This window comes from Paenibacillus vortex V453 (genome assembly GCF_000193415.1).
Lineage (GTDB): Bacteria > Bacillota > Bacilli > Paenibacillales > Paenibacillaceae > Paenibacillus_AQ > Paenibacillus_AQ glucanolyticus.
Genome location: NZ_ADHJ01000014.1, coordinates 158692 through 175569, shown reverse-complemented (window position 1 = coordinate 175569; position 16878 = coordinate 158692). Strand labels below are relative to the sequence as shown.

The following is a 16878-nucleotide window of genomic DNA, read 5'->3' as shown; positions in this document are numbered from 1 at the left end:
TAAGCCATCTCCCTCCATATGTAAGCGGCAGGTGGACACGGTCATCATGCTCTTTTAGAGCAACCCGTCGTTTACGTTCGGATCGGATATCATATAAAATAATGCGGATATTTCTCGCGCAAGATATCCTGCTCCACAACGACAAGGCGCAGATGACTCTCCATCACTTTCATGGCCTGCTCCGCTTTTTTATTGACAATCAACTGATACATTTCTTTATGCTGGGAGATGATATTCTCCCAGTTGGAATCCTTGGACAGCCGAAGGAGTCGCAGACGGTTGAAATGAATGTTCAACTGCTGCAGCATCTTCCAGGTCCGTTCTTTTTGCACACCCTCAAACAGAATTTGGTGAAACTCTTCATCCAGCTCAAACAGCTTATAGAAATTATGGTTGCCCGCGCATACATCCTGGAGCGCAATATTTGTCTCCAGCCGGAAACGGAACTGTTCGGGAAAAAAATCGCAGGCAAGCGCCACGATCTCCTTCTCGATCTTCTCCCTGATGAATCGGCCTTCCTCAACATGCCTGAGATTAATACGGGATACGATCGTCCCGCTTTGCGGAATGATGTCCAGCAGTTCCTCTTCAGCAAGCTTCATAAACGCTTCCCGGACCGGCGTTCTGCTGACATTCAATTCGTCCGCAATTTCTTTTTCCGAGATTTTCGTACCCGGCTCCAGCTCCAGATGCAGTATCCGATCCTTCAATAGATGATAAGAATACTCACGGGTAGAGCCTTTAATCTTTTGCTCTGTTGACATATATCGTTACCTCTTTCTCCTATGCTCTATGTTCTCTATACTTCGTTATTACATCGGCAGTTAGCAACGCAAATCATGCGGATCATTTCTTCCGATCACTGTTGCTGTTAGGATATTCCCCCTCTATATTACCTGAATTAACGGCTCGGACGGTATAAAATGTATGGGAATATCCGGAAAAAGGTCGCGCAGCAGGCCTGCCACGCATTCCATACCCGGCTCCTCGCTGGCAGCATGGCCCAGCAGAAGCAGGGACAGAGACCGGCCCTGGGCCGCTGCATCGCCGATGTATTCAGGTGTTTCCCATTCCGGCCCTTCACCCGTGATGAGCAGATCCAGCTGCTCATTCAGGCAGAGCGGGATCGCATGCGATCCGCCTCCCCTATAACCCACGGCTATGCCGATTCTGCTGCATACACTGCTCTCATTTCCGATATATCGCAGGTAAGGAATACCCAGCTTTTTTTTTACGTTCTCCGCTATATCCTGGACACTCATCACTTCCGGCAAAGTGACGATGGCAGCCGTCGGAAGAAACTTGACGACATCGTCTTCATAGCCCAGCGCTCTGACAAGCCCTTGCGTAATCATATCAGGAACGTACCGGTGAGGCGCATCGTGAAAGCGATAGATCGTCAGCTTCCCAAATTGGATCAAGCGGAGTTTATCCTGATAAACGGGGCTTTCCGTCATTCCTTCATACTCGGCCTCATGATGGCTGTAGAACACCCCCTCATGCGAAATCAGCAGATTCGCTCCCGCCTGAAGCGTTCTCTGGATAACTGAATGCGATGCGGCAAAGGTAACGGCAATTCCGTGGACAACGGCGGCCTCGCTTCCTGCAACGACCCTGTCCACCGTGGATGCATGGGGTTCCGTCGAACCAGTTAACCGATTGATAACATCCTGAACGGTAATGCTCAATCTACAACAACCTCCTTGGATCATCGCAGCCCGCCGAATGAAAACAGGCCGCCCTTTCCATGACGAAACGGCAGCCTGTGATCCGTTGGTTATTTCTGCTCTTTATAGGTTTTATACGTTTTATTCGCAATTTCCAGGTATTGACCCACACCCTGGCTATCCAGCTCTGCCACGAACTTGTCGTAATCCGCGAGATCACGGTCGCCCAGAATGAACTTCAGCGTGTTTTGATCCGTGTAATCCTTGAGCGGCGTGCTGAGCAGCGTCACTCGCTCGCGTTCTTCAACCGAGTAAGGGATTGGCGGCTCCGGCTTCACCACGGTTTTGGTCTCGCTCATGCTCTTCTGGAATTGCTGCTCTTCCTCGCTGAACATGGATTGCAGCAGCTCGGTTGTACCGCCATAAGCGAACACCCCTCCGGAGAAGCCGTTCTCAATCCGCAGATCCTTTGTGCCTTTCGGATTCAGTCCGTTGTAGTTAATGTCGTCCATCAGCTTGCGAACGCCGCCTTCTTTGGTATACGTTACGCCTTCAACGCCCCACTTCGCGAATTCCTGTCCTTGGTCGCTGTAATAGAGCCAATCGATAAACTGCAGGATCGCTTTAAAATGCTCGCTCTCTTTCACTTTAGAAGAGATCATGACCCCGTTCTCAAGACGGCTGCCGGACATCAGCTGGCCTGCGGGACCGCCGGGAACCGTGATTTTGCTAATCGCATACTTGCCTTCACCCAGCGTTTTGTCCATGTCGTTACGGTGCTGAACGACGGTCTGGGAATTGCCGTTAATGATGAAGGACTTGCCGGAGACAAATTTCTGCACGGCCTGATCGTCATCCTGGGTAAAACTCTCTTTGTCCAGCAAGCCTTCAGCCACCAGCTTATGGAAGTAGGTCAGCATTTCCTTATACTCTTCCGTGGTTGCCGTATAAACAAACTCATCCTTGTCTTCCAGATAAGTCAGTCCGCTGCCGAAGCCCCATCCGGCTTTCGTGCCAAAGCCCGTTGCCGCGATGTTCAGCGTGCTGTTGAATTTAAAGCGGTCGGAGAACGGCGTTACATCCGGATATTCCTGCTTGAGCTGTTTCATGGCCGTATACAGCTCATCCCAGGTCGTCGGGATGGCAATGCCATGCTTCTCGAAAATATCCTTGCGGACAATCAGTGTATAGTCCGGCCATACCGCTTCATGCAAGCCCGGGAGCACGTAATATTTTTTGTCCTCCTGACGGAGTCCCTCCAGTTCGCTATCCATATCCCATTTCTCGACCTTGTCCTTGAAGTTTGGCATCAGGTCAATATAGTCGCTGATCGGAAGAATCGCCCCGGAAGCCACGAACGCCGATTCTTCCCCCGGGTAAGTCTTTGGAATGACCAGCGGCGCGTCGCCGGAGCTGATCAACAGGCTGCGCTTCTGGCTGTAATCGCTCATTGGCACAATGGTCGGCTTCAGCGTCACGTTTGTCATTTCTTTTAGTTTAGCAAAAAGCATCCAGTCCTGCTTGTACGGGTAGGCAGGCTGATCGCTGTAGAGAATCGACAGGTCAAACGGCTCCGTTGCCTTGAATGCATCGCCTACCGCATAGGTTTCCATAGCGCCCTTATCCTGCACTTCGGCCTCTTTGCCGCCGGTTTTGTCATTACATGCAGCCAATACCACAACGATCAGCGATAACAGGAACGCTTTGCCCCAAAACGAACGAGGATTCTTTTTCATCTTTCCATTCCCCCTAAGGTATCCATAATGGCCGTTCAGATATCCTATTGCTTAACAGATCCCAGCATGATGCCCGTTACAAAATAACGCTGCACAAACGGGTAAATCGTCAAGATCGGCAGGATGGTCAGCACCATGGTCACCGACTTGATGTTAGCGGATATCTGCGTCAGGTTATCGGCAGAGGTAGCACCAGCTGAAGTGACACCCGTTGCACCGGCAATCATGTTGCGTAAATAAATCGTGACCGGGAAGAGCTCCTTCTGATCCAGATACAGAAAGGCTGGAAACCAGGAGTTCCAGTGCCCGACTGCATAGAAGAGCACCATCGTAGCGATAACCGCTTTACTTAAAGGCAGCACAATTCGGAACAACATGCCATACGTATTCAGGCCGTCAATGGCCGCGGCTTCCTCCAGCTCTTCCGGCATATTTTCAAAAAACGATTTCATAATGAGCATGTTGTAGATGCTGATGGCTCCCGGAATCACAATCGCCCAGATGGAGTTGCCGAACCCGAGGCTGTTGATGAGCACATAGTTCGGGATCAGGCCTCCGTTGAAGAACATCGTGAACACCGCAAACATCGTCAGAAACTTGCGGCCCAGCAGTCTTTTCTTCGATAAGGCGTAAGCAAAGATTGTGGTCAGGAACATGGATATCGCGGTACCTACCACACTGTACACAACGGTGTTTTTGTAATTCGTCCAGAACATGGCGTCTTTAGTTACGGTTTTGTAGGTATCGATATTGAAGCCCCTGGGAATCAGGTTGACCTTCCCGGAGTTGATGTACGACTCGCTGCTGAAGGACTGAGCGACCACGTTCAGGAAGGGATACAGCGTGATAAAGACGATGAACAGCAGAATGATGGCATTGCACACTTTGAACACCTTATAGGATCTTGACTCCTTCATGTATGCTCCCTCCTTACCATAAGCTTCGATCCGTGAGTCTTCGAGAGATCGCATTCACAGAGAATACGAGTATCAGCCCGATCACGGATTCGAACAGCCCGATCGCCGTGGCGTAACTGAAGTTGCTCGATACGAGACCGACCCGGTACAGATAAGTCGAGATCACGTCAGCCGTCTCATAGATGACCGGATTGTACAGCAGCAATATTTTCTCAAAACCTACTGCCAGGAATGCCCCCATATTGAGGATCAGCAGCGTAACAATCGTTGGCAGAATGCCTGGAATCGTGACAAACATCGTTTGTTTCCAGCGGTTGGCGCCGTCGATTCTCGCCGCTTCGTACAGGGATTCATCAATCGTTGTTAATGCCGCCAGGTACAGAATCGCGCCCCAGCCCATGCCCTGCCAAATTTCCGAAGAGATATAGATCGTTCGGAACCACTCGGCCCGCTGCATGAAATTGATTCTGTCTCCATTGAAGAATTCCACCAGAGAGTTAATGGAGCCATTGACTGAGGTCAATTGCAGGATCATTCCGGCAACGATGACGATGGACAGGAAATGCGGAAGATAAGATGCCGTCTGGACAAACTTCTTGAATCGCTTGCTCTTTACCTCATTCAGCAGCAGCGCGAAGATAATCGGAACGGGAAACGTAAAGAGCAGAGACAATGCACCAAGCAGCAAGGTGTTTGTGAACACATTCCAGAACGCGGGATCATGGATGAACATTTTGAAATAATGCAGTCCTACCCATTTCTCTCCATAAATGTTGCCTCCAGGCATAAATCGTCGGAAGGCGATTATGTTGCCGATCATCGGCCCGTATTTGAAAATGAGCAGGTATACAATCGGCAGAACCAACAGGGAGTATAGCTGCCAATCCTTTCGGATCAGCGCCGCGAGGATCTTAAGCTTGGGTTTCTTGGCCGCTTTCACGGCTGGCAAGGGATGATTTGCGACTTTTGGCTCCATTGACGTCATTCACTCCAATCCGTAAGGCCTTTCCTTATGCTTGTTCAATCCGAACAAGACCATCATTCTTCATCCATTTCAATGCAACAGCAAAATAAGTAATCGCTTTCAAAACTGTCGTTATCATCGTTCAACTTCGGCAAGCCTGGGTATGATTCACCCGGTGCATTGTATCCCCCCTTTTTATATTAAGCGCTTACATTGTTGATTTAAAAAATAGACTCCAATTCATGGATGTCCTTCCGGAAAAGAAAACCAGCCTGTTCTTCCTCCTATGTAGAGAGTCAATGTTTGTATACTAGTATAACTAGTATGGTAGTTGGTTTCATTGTAATGGACGTTTTCTACAATTTCAATACCTTTTTTTTATCATTTATAAATTTCCGATTCTAAACCTCAAAAAAAACCGTGAGAAGATTCAGGATACGGCCTGTTGCGTCACGGTTTATCGGATTTCATTCCTACCGAGGTATTCATCATGTATAAAGGGCAGAAGTTCTCGCTTCTGCCCCTTGAGGTTTCCCTGCCACCATTTGATTTACTTCAGCTCCGTCACATTGCCGTCAATGCTGTATTGCTTTTAATATCCAGATCCCCCAGAAAAACGAGGTTATTCTTGCTGTCCAGATTATACAGCCACTGAAACCCGCTCTCTGTAGTACTTGTGGAACTAGCATGAAGTCTTGTTACGGAGCCGTCCACGGCAGTCACCTTAACCTCCGGCGTATATTCCGGTAGTTTATCCAGCTTACCATCCGTACGCTTGCCTTCAATGGCCACACCGATGGAAGAAACATGAATTGTGCTGAGAGACAGTGCCTCCTCACCTTCATGGATCGCCTGATTCAGATTCAACTCTCTTTCCTTGCCGGCAGAAATAGTAAATTGAACATCCCATGGCCCATCAACAGCTTGAGTAGCGTCCGCGGCCGTGATTCGATCAGCTGTGATCCGTGCCTTTAACCCTTCGAGGTCATTCATCGCATCCATCTCAAATACGCCGACCAGCTTTTTGTTATCGTCCACAAGCTGCTGTGCCACCATATAACTCACATCATGTTCCGCTTTCAGTTCAAGTCCGGGTATCGATGCACCCACGGGGAATGGCTTACCATCCTCCTTCGTGAAGCTGACTACCAAATAACCGCTGTTGCCGACATAAACGCCTTCTTCAACAATCATGCTTACCCCCGACACGGTATCCTTCCCTTGTATAGGTGATCGTTCATCTTCCGCAATGGACGCGGATGGACCGAAGAACTGCTTCAAGCTATCCATGTATTGGCTCGCAAAAGCGGTCGTGCTAAGTATCATGATCATCGCGGCAGCGATAACGATACTGGCTTTATATTTTTTCACTTTCCTGTTTTTCAACACTATCGTTTCCTCCTCTTGAATATGATTCATCGCTCGGTTCTTGATCCGTTCCATACTGATCTGCTCCGTCAACTCGCGTTCCTCATCCTCCGTAAGGAGGAGATTATCCAGATTCTGATTGTCGATATTGGCCATAATATCTACAATTCGCCGCTTCACTTGCATCCATCCCCTTTCGTTATCGATTTAAAGCTTCACTTCTATAGACACCATCCTGCATAGAAATCCTACGGATTCTCGGTTTCATAATGAATGCGCAGTTTGTCCCTTGCCCGGCGAATCCGCGCGGTGACGGCTTTCTCCTGCATATTCAGCCTGCTTGCAATGTCGCGGATTTTCTCCAAATAGAAATACCTGCGGATGAATATTTCGCGATCAGGTTCGCCCATCCCCTGCACCATGCCGCTTATCGTTTCTTTCTCCTGCCGCAGAATAGCCAATGCCTCGGCAGAGGGACATGAAACTGCATCATCTTCCAATTCAGATTCAATGATACGCTGTCTTTTTCGCAATGCATTCAGGGTATGATTACGTGCGGCTATGGCCAGATAAGGCCTGAGACTATCCCCGCGCAGAATGATTTTGGGCCCGTCTGTCCACAGCCTGATGAGTACATCACCGGCTATTTCCTCCACATCGTAGGAATTAAACCGCCCACCTGCCACCTTAGCGACCACCGCGGCTATGTAGCGTGAATAGCGCTCAACCAAAGTTTCAAAACATTGCAGATCTTTCCTTGCAAGCCCATCCAACAATGTCCGATCCTCCATGGATCCTCCCCCCTTAATCATCTCTTTTGGTGAACCCAGCCCCATAGATCAGGTGCTACTATATAAGACACCTATAATTCTAAAAACCCTACACACCTTTCGAAAAAATGATCCTTTCACAGGACGACCAACCCAATGGAATAACTTTGTCACGACAAAAAAAGCCGATCCATTTCGGATCAGCTTTTCTGCAAGCACATATGAAATTACTCCATTACTGTAATGAAGGAGAAGCCTCGGATTGTTGTCTCGATATAATAAACAGCACGATCCAGATCAACAGGAAGCCCAGGAGCTGCGGACCTGTTACAACCTGCTGGAATACGATCCAGTTGATGAGCACGCCTACCATAGGGAAACTCAATTCAGCGAGTGTCGCTACAGAGGCTTTGGTCGTAGTCAGCCCTTTATAATACACAAGCAAGCTTAGAAGACCTGGCAGCAGTGCCTGACCGATAAGATTCAAGGATACCAGGGCAAAGTCGCCTGTACCCCATGCCGGCATATTCCATGCAGCGCCCTCGCTCCACGTAATGACGGTCAGAAGGGGCAGTGCCAGCACAAAGCGCAGCGAGGTTACCGTCTCGTACTTCAGCTTGCCTACCATCAGGCGTCCCATCACCGTTGAACCGCCCCACAAGGCTGCTGCGCCTAATGACAAGAGGCTGCCTACCTGAATAAATTCATTCCAATGTCCAATGGGCAGGGTTAAACCGAAGGTCAGCAAATACGTACCTGCCAGAGCAATCACGAGTAAAATCCCGAAATGACGGGGGAGCTTCTCCTTAAGCAGCAAGCTGGCCAGTATAATGGCAAATAGCGGCTGCAGCTTCTGAAGAAGCAGGACGGCATTCAGATTGCCGCTCGACAGTCCCATCGTAAACAAGACGGTAGCCAATGCCGAGCCACCCCAAGAGATGAACAGCAGTGCACCAACATGATTCCATCCAAGCCCCTTTAACTCCATGCGGTTCTTCCATAATACAGGAATAGCTATCAACGAAATAAATAGACGTGTTCTAAGCAACACAATCTGAGCAGAAGTCAGATTCTTCAGCAGAATGACCCGGAATAAAGGATCAACGCCCCACAGGGCGGCTCCCAAAACGACGAGCCAAAACCCTCCCTTAAAACGTCGGCTTGCCTGTGTGTCGGAATCGTAGGGTTTAACCTCGACTCCGGTATTAACATTACTCATCTTGCCCTCTCCTGTCTTGAATACGGAGGTCTTGCTAGCAGAAAGCCCCCGTAGACGACATGTGTCGACATATACGGGGGCTGATCAAACAAGCCTACTGTGAAACGGATGTATTCCTATCCCGTTCCACAGCAAACTCATCTTTGATCTTCTCCCATCCGGACTTTACCGTCGGCCTTGGATTTGCACCAAGTCAGTCGCTGCATTCATATTAATACCAGAACGTAGCGAGTCGCGGGCTGAGGTTCGTTCATGTTAAGGAACGAACCATCACCGCCGGTTAGGAATTTCACCTTACCCCGAAGATCCATATTCATGTTTTATTTGGTAACGCATTAATTAACCAATAATTCCTATGAGCTTAGTCGATATATTGAAATTATAACATGAATGGTTTCATGTAAATACATCTATTTTCAAAATAAATGATTTTCGCTCCGGATTCAATGAGAAATCTCACATTCAACTAATCTTACTGAGAATTATACAGCAAGTATCAATTAGTTACCACTATGATTTTTTGCCATTTTCCCGTGATGTCTCGAATACGGCTCCAGCTATAATCCCTGCAGCACCCGCCTGAAGGTTCAACAGATGGAGTGCCTCCTTCGTATTCAGACTCATTCCGCCCGTTTGAGGCAAAGGCGCCAAGAGATGAGATGAATCGGCGGCAGCCTCATCCTTGTACTGCTTCGTTTCGCTTAACAATATCTTGCTCCCATTCGATTGAACGATGTATTGGCGCAAATAGCCGCCTTCCCTTACCGTCACAAGCCTGCCTTTGTTCTCTTCTTCTTTCTTGTTCTTCTGAAAGATCTCTTCAAACCCTTCCTGCCCCGGCTTTGCGATCTTCAGCCGGGCAGAATTCCAGCTCGTATAGTCGGATTCGATACGCATATGGCCACATCCTTATCAGCTTATTCATTCACTGATATTATCGGTGACTTGGCGCTTCTGTTTAATTCATGGCAGCGCTGACCTTCACCGCAGGACAAGATCGCGCTTCAATACACGGACAACGTCAATAATTTCACAGCAGTAATAGACTGCTCCTGTGTTTGATGCTGTACGAAAAGACCGTCCTTAAGGCTCATAGAGAGCCTTAAGGACGGTCTTGTGGTTGCATGACTTCAGTTTGATTCTAGTCCATCCATTGGAGCTGGACCAGAGCACGGTTCAAAACCAGCGCCGCTTGAGCGCGGGTAACCGAGTCGAGGGCCCCATAGTTGCCACGGTGGTCACCCTGCACAATGCCTTGATCTGCCAAGCGACCGATATTTGCCGCCGCCCAGGCCGGTATGGAAGCTTGATCCTTGAATCTGTTAACAGCGTCCGTACCCTTGCCAGCTGGAGCAGATGGACTCACCGCCTCCATCGCACGGGTCAGCATCACGGCCATCTCGGCACGCGTCATGCTGGCGTTTGGCGAGAAGGCTCCTCCATTACCGCCTTCAATAATACCGTAGAGCGAGGCCGCACCAATCTCGCCAGCATAAGCGGCGTCATCACGGACATCCTTGAACTTCCCGCTCTCGATTACAGGACTGAGGCCCATGGCGCGTACCAGCATAGCTGTAAATTCGGCACGCGTGATCTCTCTGCCAGGCGCATATGCATTCGCATTCACTCCGTTCACGAGCAGTTTGGAGGCCATGGATTCAATCTGTTCCTTCGCCCAGTGACCATCAAGATCCGTAAACGTCTTCTTGAACTGCAGCAGCGTATAGATGCCGTTCCCGGCATGCTTCACTTCCATGGCAGGTTTACCGTTCCATGTGGTCTTTACAGCCGGAACAAATCGGAAGATCCCTGCTGCATCATCATAGATCACGGCTGTAACGGAATCTGAATTCGCTCCTGCCGGAAGCGGTAAAATCCGGCTGACCATCTTCTTCCCGAAATCTTTCACTTCTTGCTCTTGCCCCTGTGCTCCAACGGCAACACCGAACTTGACGGCTGTACCGTTCACCGGAGCTGCACCCATGGAAGCTGCCTTGCGTGACATATCGTTTGCCATCTCGGCGCCAATCGGACTCACAGATACTTTCACCTGAAGGCTGCTTGAACCCTGTGTCTGCTTCAATGCTCCATCCAGATTCAGCGCTGCCAGTGGAAGACGGTAAGCGCCAAGAGCGGTTTCCACAACCACGACTGCTTGCTCATTCTGTTCCACCGCTTGAATCAGCCATGCAGCCGGTATGGCCGCTTCTGCAGCGCCGGTCAGGTCGGAAGCCCGAATCACAAGCTCCTGCTGACCACTGGCTGACAATCCGGCAACGGCTTTCTTCCAGGCTGCTTCATTAACGGTAATCTGAGCCGTTGACCCACCGGAGACGTCGATCTTGAGATCATCGCCTGTCATCACGTTCGCTGCTGAATTGCCACCGGTCGAAGGAGACGTTGGCCCGGTTGTTGGCGGTGTGACAGAACCGCCGCCTCCCGATCCGCCTGATCCTGTGCCAGGCTCTGGCGACGACCCGCCATCACCAGGGTTTGCCGGTTTCTTCTGCTCGATAATCCGTCCCTCTACCTTAGGCGATACGGTTCCGCCCAACTTCGTTACATACTCCATAAAAATTTCGTAATCCGGATAGCCCAGATCCTCGTTGTATTTCCCTTCGGCAATCGCGTCGGCAAAGGATTTGTATCCATCCCCGCCCTTGGCCACAAAGCTGTTCGTAGCCATGCGGTACGTCTCCGACAGTACCAGAGGTTTGTAACTTCCGTCCTTCATAATCTGAACATCAAACACTTTGTTTCCAGCCGGTGCCGTTGAATCCCACTTGAATTTCATGCCGGCGATTTGCGGGAATTTACCCGGCAAATCCGTCAGCTTGGCACCGCTGATTCCATTCTCAAGTCCGTCCTTCAACTGCTGGCCTGTAACATCCAGTACAAACAGGGTATTTCCGAAAGGCATCACCGTACGCAGTTCGCCCATCGTGATTTCACCTTCGTCGATGGCGGCGCGGATACCACCACCGTTCATTAGAGCCACATCGGCATTTTTAAGCTCTTTGGCTTTTGCCAGCATGCCGTCAGCGATGAGATTGCCCAGATTTGTCTCCTTGGAACGGACATTCTCGCGATTCCCGTCAAGCACGACTGCTGCAATACCGACAACCTGCTTCATCAGCTCTTCCAATTCCGCTTTATAAGGATCCAGCATGTCCTTGGCCTGCGTATCTTCTGCTACCGTATTGTCAACAGGGATCAACTTGCCGCCAAGCTCGCCTTCCCCAACGAGGACAACGCCGTTGTTGTCAAATTGCAGATCTACCCGGCCCAAGAATTTGCCCCATTCATTGGCTTGCACGATAACCGTTGGTGTCTGGTGATCGTTGTCGATAACCACTTCCGGTGCATTCAGCGTTGTATGGGTATGACCGCCAACGATGAGGTCAATGCCTTCAACAGCCTTCGCAAGCTCCTGGTCCCTTGCGTAACCAAGGTGGGAAAGGGCGATGATTTTGTTAAGTCCATCCTTCTCCATAGCTTCCACCGTAGCCTGAGCGGAAGTCACCGCATCCTTGAATATAACGTCTTTACCCGGGCTGGAGGTTTCAGCCGTATCTTCGGTCGTTAATCCGAACACCCCTACCTCCTGACCGTCAACCAGCAGGGTCACATAAGGATACACCCCACTGTTGGCCGTCGTTTTCGGTTGCCGGGTGTCGATCAACGCCGGATTTTTAAGCAAGTTCGAAATGTTGATATCCCGGCTCAGGTCCACGTTAGCGCTAACCAGCGGGAATTGTGCCTTGCTCACGAAATCTGCAAGCGCCTGGGTCCCTTGGTCGAACTCATGGTTTCCGAACGTCATGGCATCATAGCCCATGTAGTTCATGAAGGCCAGATCGGCCAATCCGAACCATTTGGTGAAATACAGATCGCCCGAGAATACATCCCCTGCATCCAGCAGCAGGTTGTTTCCGCCCTCGCTGCGCACTTGCTCGACCAGCGTTGCCCGTCTGGCCACTTCACTCAGATGTGCATGGGTATCGTTAGTATGCATGACCGTCAGCTTCCATGGCTCGTCTACGGCCGAACCATCCGTAACCCGGACGGGTACTTCCGCTGCACCGTAACCGTCCTTGCTTAGGACGGTGATCACGGCTTCACCCACGGACAGTGGCGTTACCAGTCCGTTCTGATCCACGGTGGCTACCGCTTCATCGGTAGAGCTCCAGACGAGCTCTGTTGAACCGCCTTGAGTCGGTTCAACCGTCGCTTGCAGCTGCGCCTTGGCACCGCCTGCAGCCAGTGTCAGCGAAGACTTATCCAGCGAGATTCTACTAACTTTGAGCTCCAACAGAGCTACAGTTCCGCTAACCTCGTTGGCAACCAGCAGCAAGGGACGTCCTGTCGGACTGTCGAAAGCCGATATAAAGTCCAATCCCTCCGGACCGGAGTCCGAGGTAATGCCGGCTGTAAAATCGCGTGTGTTGATATAGTTCAGGAATGTCGGAGCCGACGGATCACTTACGTCATATGTCATAACTCCGCCAATACGCTCCAGTCCGACAAAGGCCAGTGTTTTCTGCCCTACCTTGCCCACCGTTACATATTCCGGCTCTGGTCCTTTCTTGGAGCTGCGGCTGTCCAGATCGATTTTGTCATTACTTGCATTAAAGTATGTCGGCAGACGCTCAGCCGTAATCTTCTCGAAATCGCTGCCGCTGTCGTAGACGGGGGACATATGGTCTGCATTCCATATGGAGAATGAACGGGCACCATACATGTACAATCCGTCATTGCCCATATCGCTGGCAACCTCAACCTTATCGTAGGTACTCCCTTTGTCCGCCAGGAATTGGGCAGCCGCCGAGGATGGATTCAGGCCGGATTTCAACTTGCCAACGTCACTTTCATTGCTTCGATCGTCCCAGCCGGTTGCGTCCCCTTCATTCGCAGACAGAATGTATTGCTGTCCGTTTACGCTGTAGGTCGCGATTCCGTCCGGCATATACATCCCGTAAAAAGGGACGTTCTCAAACTTGATTTGGCTGTCCTTCAGGAGATCCAGCTCGTTCCCCGTTTAGATTGAAATCCTTGTATCCCAGTCCCCGAACCGATGTAATCGACTTGGAGGCGATATCGACTACTGCCATCGCATTGTTCTCCTGCAAAGCGACATACGCAGTCTGCTCATCCTCGGACAAGGCAATGTATTCGGGCTCCAGATCGTGGATGGCAGACGTTTTCGGTCCGCTTGTTATAATCTTGCCATCCGTTTCTACGGCTCCGCGAATGTGGACATTGTCATCGATGATCGACGGATCATCAAATTTCAGTTGGCTCACTTCGCTTGATGTTGTATCGATGATCGTGATGCTGCCTTCCGGATCTGGAGCTGTCTCTGTGCGAGGCTCACCTTCATCCGCCGTCAGGATATGGCGGCCATCCGACGTGTATTTAACCATATCCGGTTGGATGCCCGTATCGTATGACGTGATCAGGCTGCCCTCATAATCGAGGACGAGAACCTTTCCAGGCTTGGTATGATCCAGCTCCTGGACAGCAACCACAACCTTCTTGGTCTTGTTATTGATGTCTACACTGGTCAGATCGCCGTACTGGAAGTTGCCCGTTTCCGCCAGGGCCTCTACGTTAATCTGTTTATCTTTGACAAGGCTGCCATCGGCATGAAGAGATACAATCTCCAAACTTGCCGGCTGGGTAGAGCCGTTCACCAAATACAGCTTCCCATTGTCCTTGTTGTACTTCACAATCTCCGCGACACCGCCATCTTTGTTGGAGGTGCCTACAGCGTAATGTCCAATCATCTCGACAGCCAGCTTGTCTGCAACCGGCTCCGAACGTTTACCGTATACTTGCAGCGTGACCTGCGACTGCGTCGTTGCCGGTACAGATGCGCTGTCTTGCGCTGTTACATCAATTGTATATTCGCCCTTTTGTCCAGTTGCAGGTGTTCCCGTAACGATCCCTGTGTCTGCTGCCATCGACAAACCTGCCGGCAAACCTGCCGCGGTGAAGGTATACGGTGTTTGTCCGCCATACACATCAACCGTAACCGTGTAAGGCTCCTCTTCATACGCATCCGGAAAAGCTGCAGTAGAAATGCCAAAATTGGCAGCCAGTGCAGTTCCACCCTGCGCTGCTTCCACGTTGACTGGCTGAGATGCTGCCTGATTGGTATCCGCCAGCACGGTTCCCGCCGAGAATAGAGAGGCCATCGTTATTTCTGCTGCCATCCATAGCGAGACGACTTTCATGACATTACGTTTCAAGTTCATTTCCCCTCTTCTTAGACCTTATTATATTTTCAAGTGTACGTCCGAAGTGTTAACTCTCCCTCAATATTAGTCGCGGATTATGTAAAATGGCGCCTGGACGACAAGAAAACCGCCAATCAAATGACGGCGGCTTCCTTCAAAGCAGCCATTAATTAAGCCAAGCTGCCAACGCCAATTACGGTAAACACGATTCTCACGCGGCTATCCCGCCCTCCTCCAGACCCCATGTATATGCCTCTTCATTCTGCTACTGTAATACAAATCATATCATCACATTTGGAATATATAACCAATTATTCGAAGGCAAAAACGCGATGCGAAAAACCTCTCCGCACCGCGTCTATGAATCTCTCTGCTTACTCTGCCTGGTAGCGGTCATACGCCGCCTGATACACTTCCATATAGCGGTCCAGCCCCATTTTGTTGAGTGTGTTCACATACTCTTCCCACTGGCTGAACGAGGCAGATCCGTTTACGAATTTGGCTTCCATCTCCGTTACGTAGTCCTGAATGTCCTTGCCGATCGAGGACATGACATCCGTCTCCTCGATCGTGAAATTGAAGTTGTACAGAATCTCCTTCACCGCATACGGCTTTGCTTTTTCCGCAGCGGCCATGGCGCTTGGCAGTGTCTCCGAGCCCTTGAACCAGCTCTCCTTAACCAGCCCAGGGTAGCTGCCGCCGAGCCAAGTGAAATACTTGGCAAGCGCCTGATCCTGCGTCAGCCCATTGGAATTCTCCGTAATCTCCTTCACGTATTCCAGTTGACCGTCTCCACTCTTCGTATAGGTCTCGCCTTCCTTGCCCATGAAATAGAACTGGGCTCCTTCATCCCCGTAGAAATAATCCATCCAGCGAATCGTCGCTTCCGGGTTCGGATTCTTATCCGTAATGGCAAATGCGCCCACATGCACCATCGGGACTTTTACGTGAGAGTAGAGCTGATCTCCGTGCGGTCCCTTCAGCGCTCCAAGCCCGATGTATTCCTTGCGTCCCATAACGGTCTCCGGGTTCGGCACGATGGTGGAACCGAGCAGTCCCTCCTGCCCCTTGGCATTCAGTGCGCCGCCTTCAATCGTGAAAATCTCTTTGTCGAGCAATCCTTCCATGTAAAGCTTATTCACAAACTCCAGCATCTCCTTGTATTCCGGCAGCGCTTTGGTAAAGCGAAGTTTGCCTGTGTCCGGGTCCACATCCACGAATTTATGGCCGAGCCCGCTCGTTCCAAGCCCCCATGAACCCTTCAGATGGTCAATGATTCCCGTAATGCCTGTTGAAGAGAACGGAATTTCGTCATGCAACCCGTTGCCGTTCAGATCCGTTTCTTTGACCGCCTTCAAATATGCATAGAACTCTTCCGTTGTCTGCGGCTCTTTCATGCCGAGCTGGTCCAACCACTCCTGATTTATCCACAGCGGAGTGCCGATCAGCATAGACAACAGGGCAGGATCATAGAAGGAAGGCAGGGAATAAATCTTGCCATCCGGCATCGTCAGTCCTTTGCGAATATCGGGATATTCTTCCATGAGTTTTTTGAAGTTCGGCGCATACTTGTCGATCAGATCGTTCAGCGGTATGAATACCCCCTGCTCGCCATAACGCGTCAATTCCGCAGAGCCCACCCTGGCCGAGTAGAACACGTCCGGGTAATCCCCCCCGGCCAGAGCCAGGTTCCTCTTCTCGGTCAATGTCTCAAACGGAATGAGATTCCATGTCACATTCACGTTCGACATCTCCTGATAGGTTTTCCATACCAGCGTTTCCTCGAATTTGCTTCCGTTTGTCGGCGATTTACCCGTGAAAAAGGTCAGATTTAGAGGCTCGTTCACAATCGGCATTCCGGTCTCGTTGAGATTAGCCTGCGGCGTTTCTCCCTTATCCGCTGCGTCTTCCCCGCTCTTGCTCCCACAACCGGCCAGCAGCCCGGCAGCCAGCACAGCTGCCAATGCAAGTGAAGTCCATCTTTTCATAACCATAAAT

12 protein-coding genes and 1 riboswitch are annotated in these 16878 nt (G+C 50.4%); all 12 genes read right to left on the bottom strand.

Annotated features, from left to right (window positions below):
* Positions 1-89: 89 nt before the first annotated feature.
* The 12 genes from PVOR_RS07680 to PVOR_RS07630 all read right to left on the bottom strand — a co-directional run bounded on the left by PVOR_RS07680 (position 90) and on the right by PVOR_RS07630 (position 16874).
* Positions 90-764, bottom strand: coding sequence for a GntR family transcriptional regulator (locus tag PVOR_RS07680; protein ID WP_006208577.1), 675 nt, complete (start codon positions 762-764; stop codon positions 90-92).
* A 123-nt stretch (positions 765-887) separates the two neighbouring features.
* Entirely contained in the window at positions 888-1688 is an 801-nt protein-coding gene (locus PVOR_RS07675) for a Nif3-like dinuclear metal center hexameric protein (protein WP_006208576.1), read from the bottom strand.
* 89 nt (positions 1689-1777) lie between these two features.
* The gene (locus PVOR_RS07670) at positions 1778-3403 is read right to left on the bottom strand and encodes an ABC transporter substrate-binding protein (RefSeq protein ID WP_006208575.1); all 1626 of its coding nucleotides are present in this window, start codon (positions 3401-3403) and stop codon (positions 1778-1780) included.
* 44 nt (positions 3404-3447) lie between these two features.
* Positions 3448-4320, bottom strand: a complete 873-nt coding sequence (locus PVOR_RS07665) for a carbohydrate ABC transporter permease (RefSeq protein WP_006208574.1) — start codon at positions 4318-4320, stop codon at positions 3448-3450.
* Between the two features lie 13 nt (positions 4321-4333).
* Positions 4334-5296: an ABC transporter permease gene (locus tag PVOR_RS07660; protein WP_006208573.1), complete on the bottom strand. Its 963-nt coding sequence runs from the start codon at positions 5294-5296 to the stop codon at positions 4334-4336.
* 552 nt (positions 5297-5848) lie between these two features.
* Positions 5849-6838, bottom strand: coding sequence for a hypothetical protein (locus PVOR_RS07655; protein ID WP_419144497.1), 990 nt, complete (start codon positions 6836-6838; stop codon positions 5849-5851).
* Between the two features lie 62 nt (positions 6839-6900).
* Positions 6901-7443 (bottom strand): RNA polymerase sigma factor, encoded by a 543-nt coding sequence (locus PVOR_RS07650; protein WP_006208571.1) that lies wholly within the window; start codon positions 7441-7443, stop codon positions 6901-6903.
* Between the two features lie 214 nt (positions 7444-7657).
* On the bottom strand, positions 7658-8641 hold the full coding sequence (locus tag PVOR_RS07645) for a DMT family transporter (protein ID WP_006208570.1): 984 nt from the start codon (positions 8639-8641) through the stop codon (positions 7658-7660).
* 142 nt (positions 8642-8783) lie between these two features.
* A riboswitch (FMN riboswitch) is annotated at positions 8784-8952 on the bottom strand.
* A gap of 199 nt (positions 8953-9151) precedes the next feature.
* On the bottom strand, positions 9152-9538 hold the full coding sequence (locus PVOR_RS07640; RefSeq protein WP_006208569.1) for a hypothetical protein: 387 nt from the start codon (positions 9536-9538) through the stop codon (positions 9152-9154).
* 244 nt (positions 9539-9782) lie between these two features.
* The gene (locus PVOR_RS07635; RefSeq protein WP_419144499.1) at positions 9783-13643 is read right to left on the bottom strand and encodes a choice-of-anchor I domain-containing protein; all 3861 of its coding nucleotides are present in this window, start codon (positions 13641-13643) and stop codon (positions 9783-9785) included.
* Entirely contained in the window at positions 13633-14892 is a 1260-nt protein-coding gene (locus tag PVOR_RS31495; RefSeq protein WP_006208567.1) for a choice-of-anchor I domain-containing protein, read from the bottom strand. The genes PVOR_RS07635 and PVOR_RS31495 overlap by 11 nt, the downstream gene beginning before the upstream one ends.
* Positions 14893-15254: 362 nt before the next feature.
* Complete coding sequence (locus PVOR_RS07630) at positions 15255-16874, bottom strand: extracellular solute-binding protein (protein WP_006208566.1); 1620 nt, start codon at positions 16872-16874, stop codon at positions 15255-15257.
* Between the last annotated feature and the right edge of the window lie 4 nt (positions 16875-16878).

Bases quoted from the DNA above. Each gene is read 5' to 3' on its own strand.
- PVOR_RS07670 (WP_006208575.1), bottom strand. From the start codon at position 3,403: ATGAAAAAGAATCCTCGTTCGTTTTGGGGCAAAGCGTTCCTGTTATCG.
- PVOR_RS07680 (WP_006208577.1), bottom strand. From the start codon at position 764: ATGTCAACAGAGCAAAAGATTAAAGGCTCTACCCGTGAGTATTCTTAT.
- PVOR_RS07655 (WP_419144497.1), bottom strand. From the start codon at position 6,838: ATGCAAGTGAAGCGGCGAATTGTAGATATTATGGCCAATATCGACAAT.
- PVOR_RS07630 (WP_006208566.1), bottom strand. From the start codon at position 16,874: ATGGTTATGAAAAGATGGACTTCACTTGCATTGGCAGCTGTGCTGGCT.
- PVOR_RS07650 (WP_006208571.1), bottom strand. From the start codon at position 7,443: ATGGAGGATCGGACATTGTTGGATGGGCTTGCAAGGAAAGATCTGCAA.
- PVOR_RS07665 (WP_006208574.1), bottom strand. From the start codon at position 4,320: ATGAAGGAGTCAAGATCCTATAAGGTGTTCAAAGTGTGCAATGCCATC.
- PVOR_RS07645 (WP_006208570.1), bottom strand. From the start codon at position 8,641: ATGAGTAATGTTAATACCGGAGTCGAGGTTAAACCCTACGATTCCGAC.
- PVOR_RS07660 (WP_006208573.1), bottom strand. From the start codon at position 5,296: ATGGAGCCAAAAGTCGCAAATCATCCCTTGCCAGCCGTGAAAGCGGCC.
- PVOR_RS07640 (WP_006208569.1), bottom strand. From the start codon at position 9,538: ATGCGTATCGAATCCGACTATACGAGCTGGAATTCTGCCCGGCTGAAG.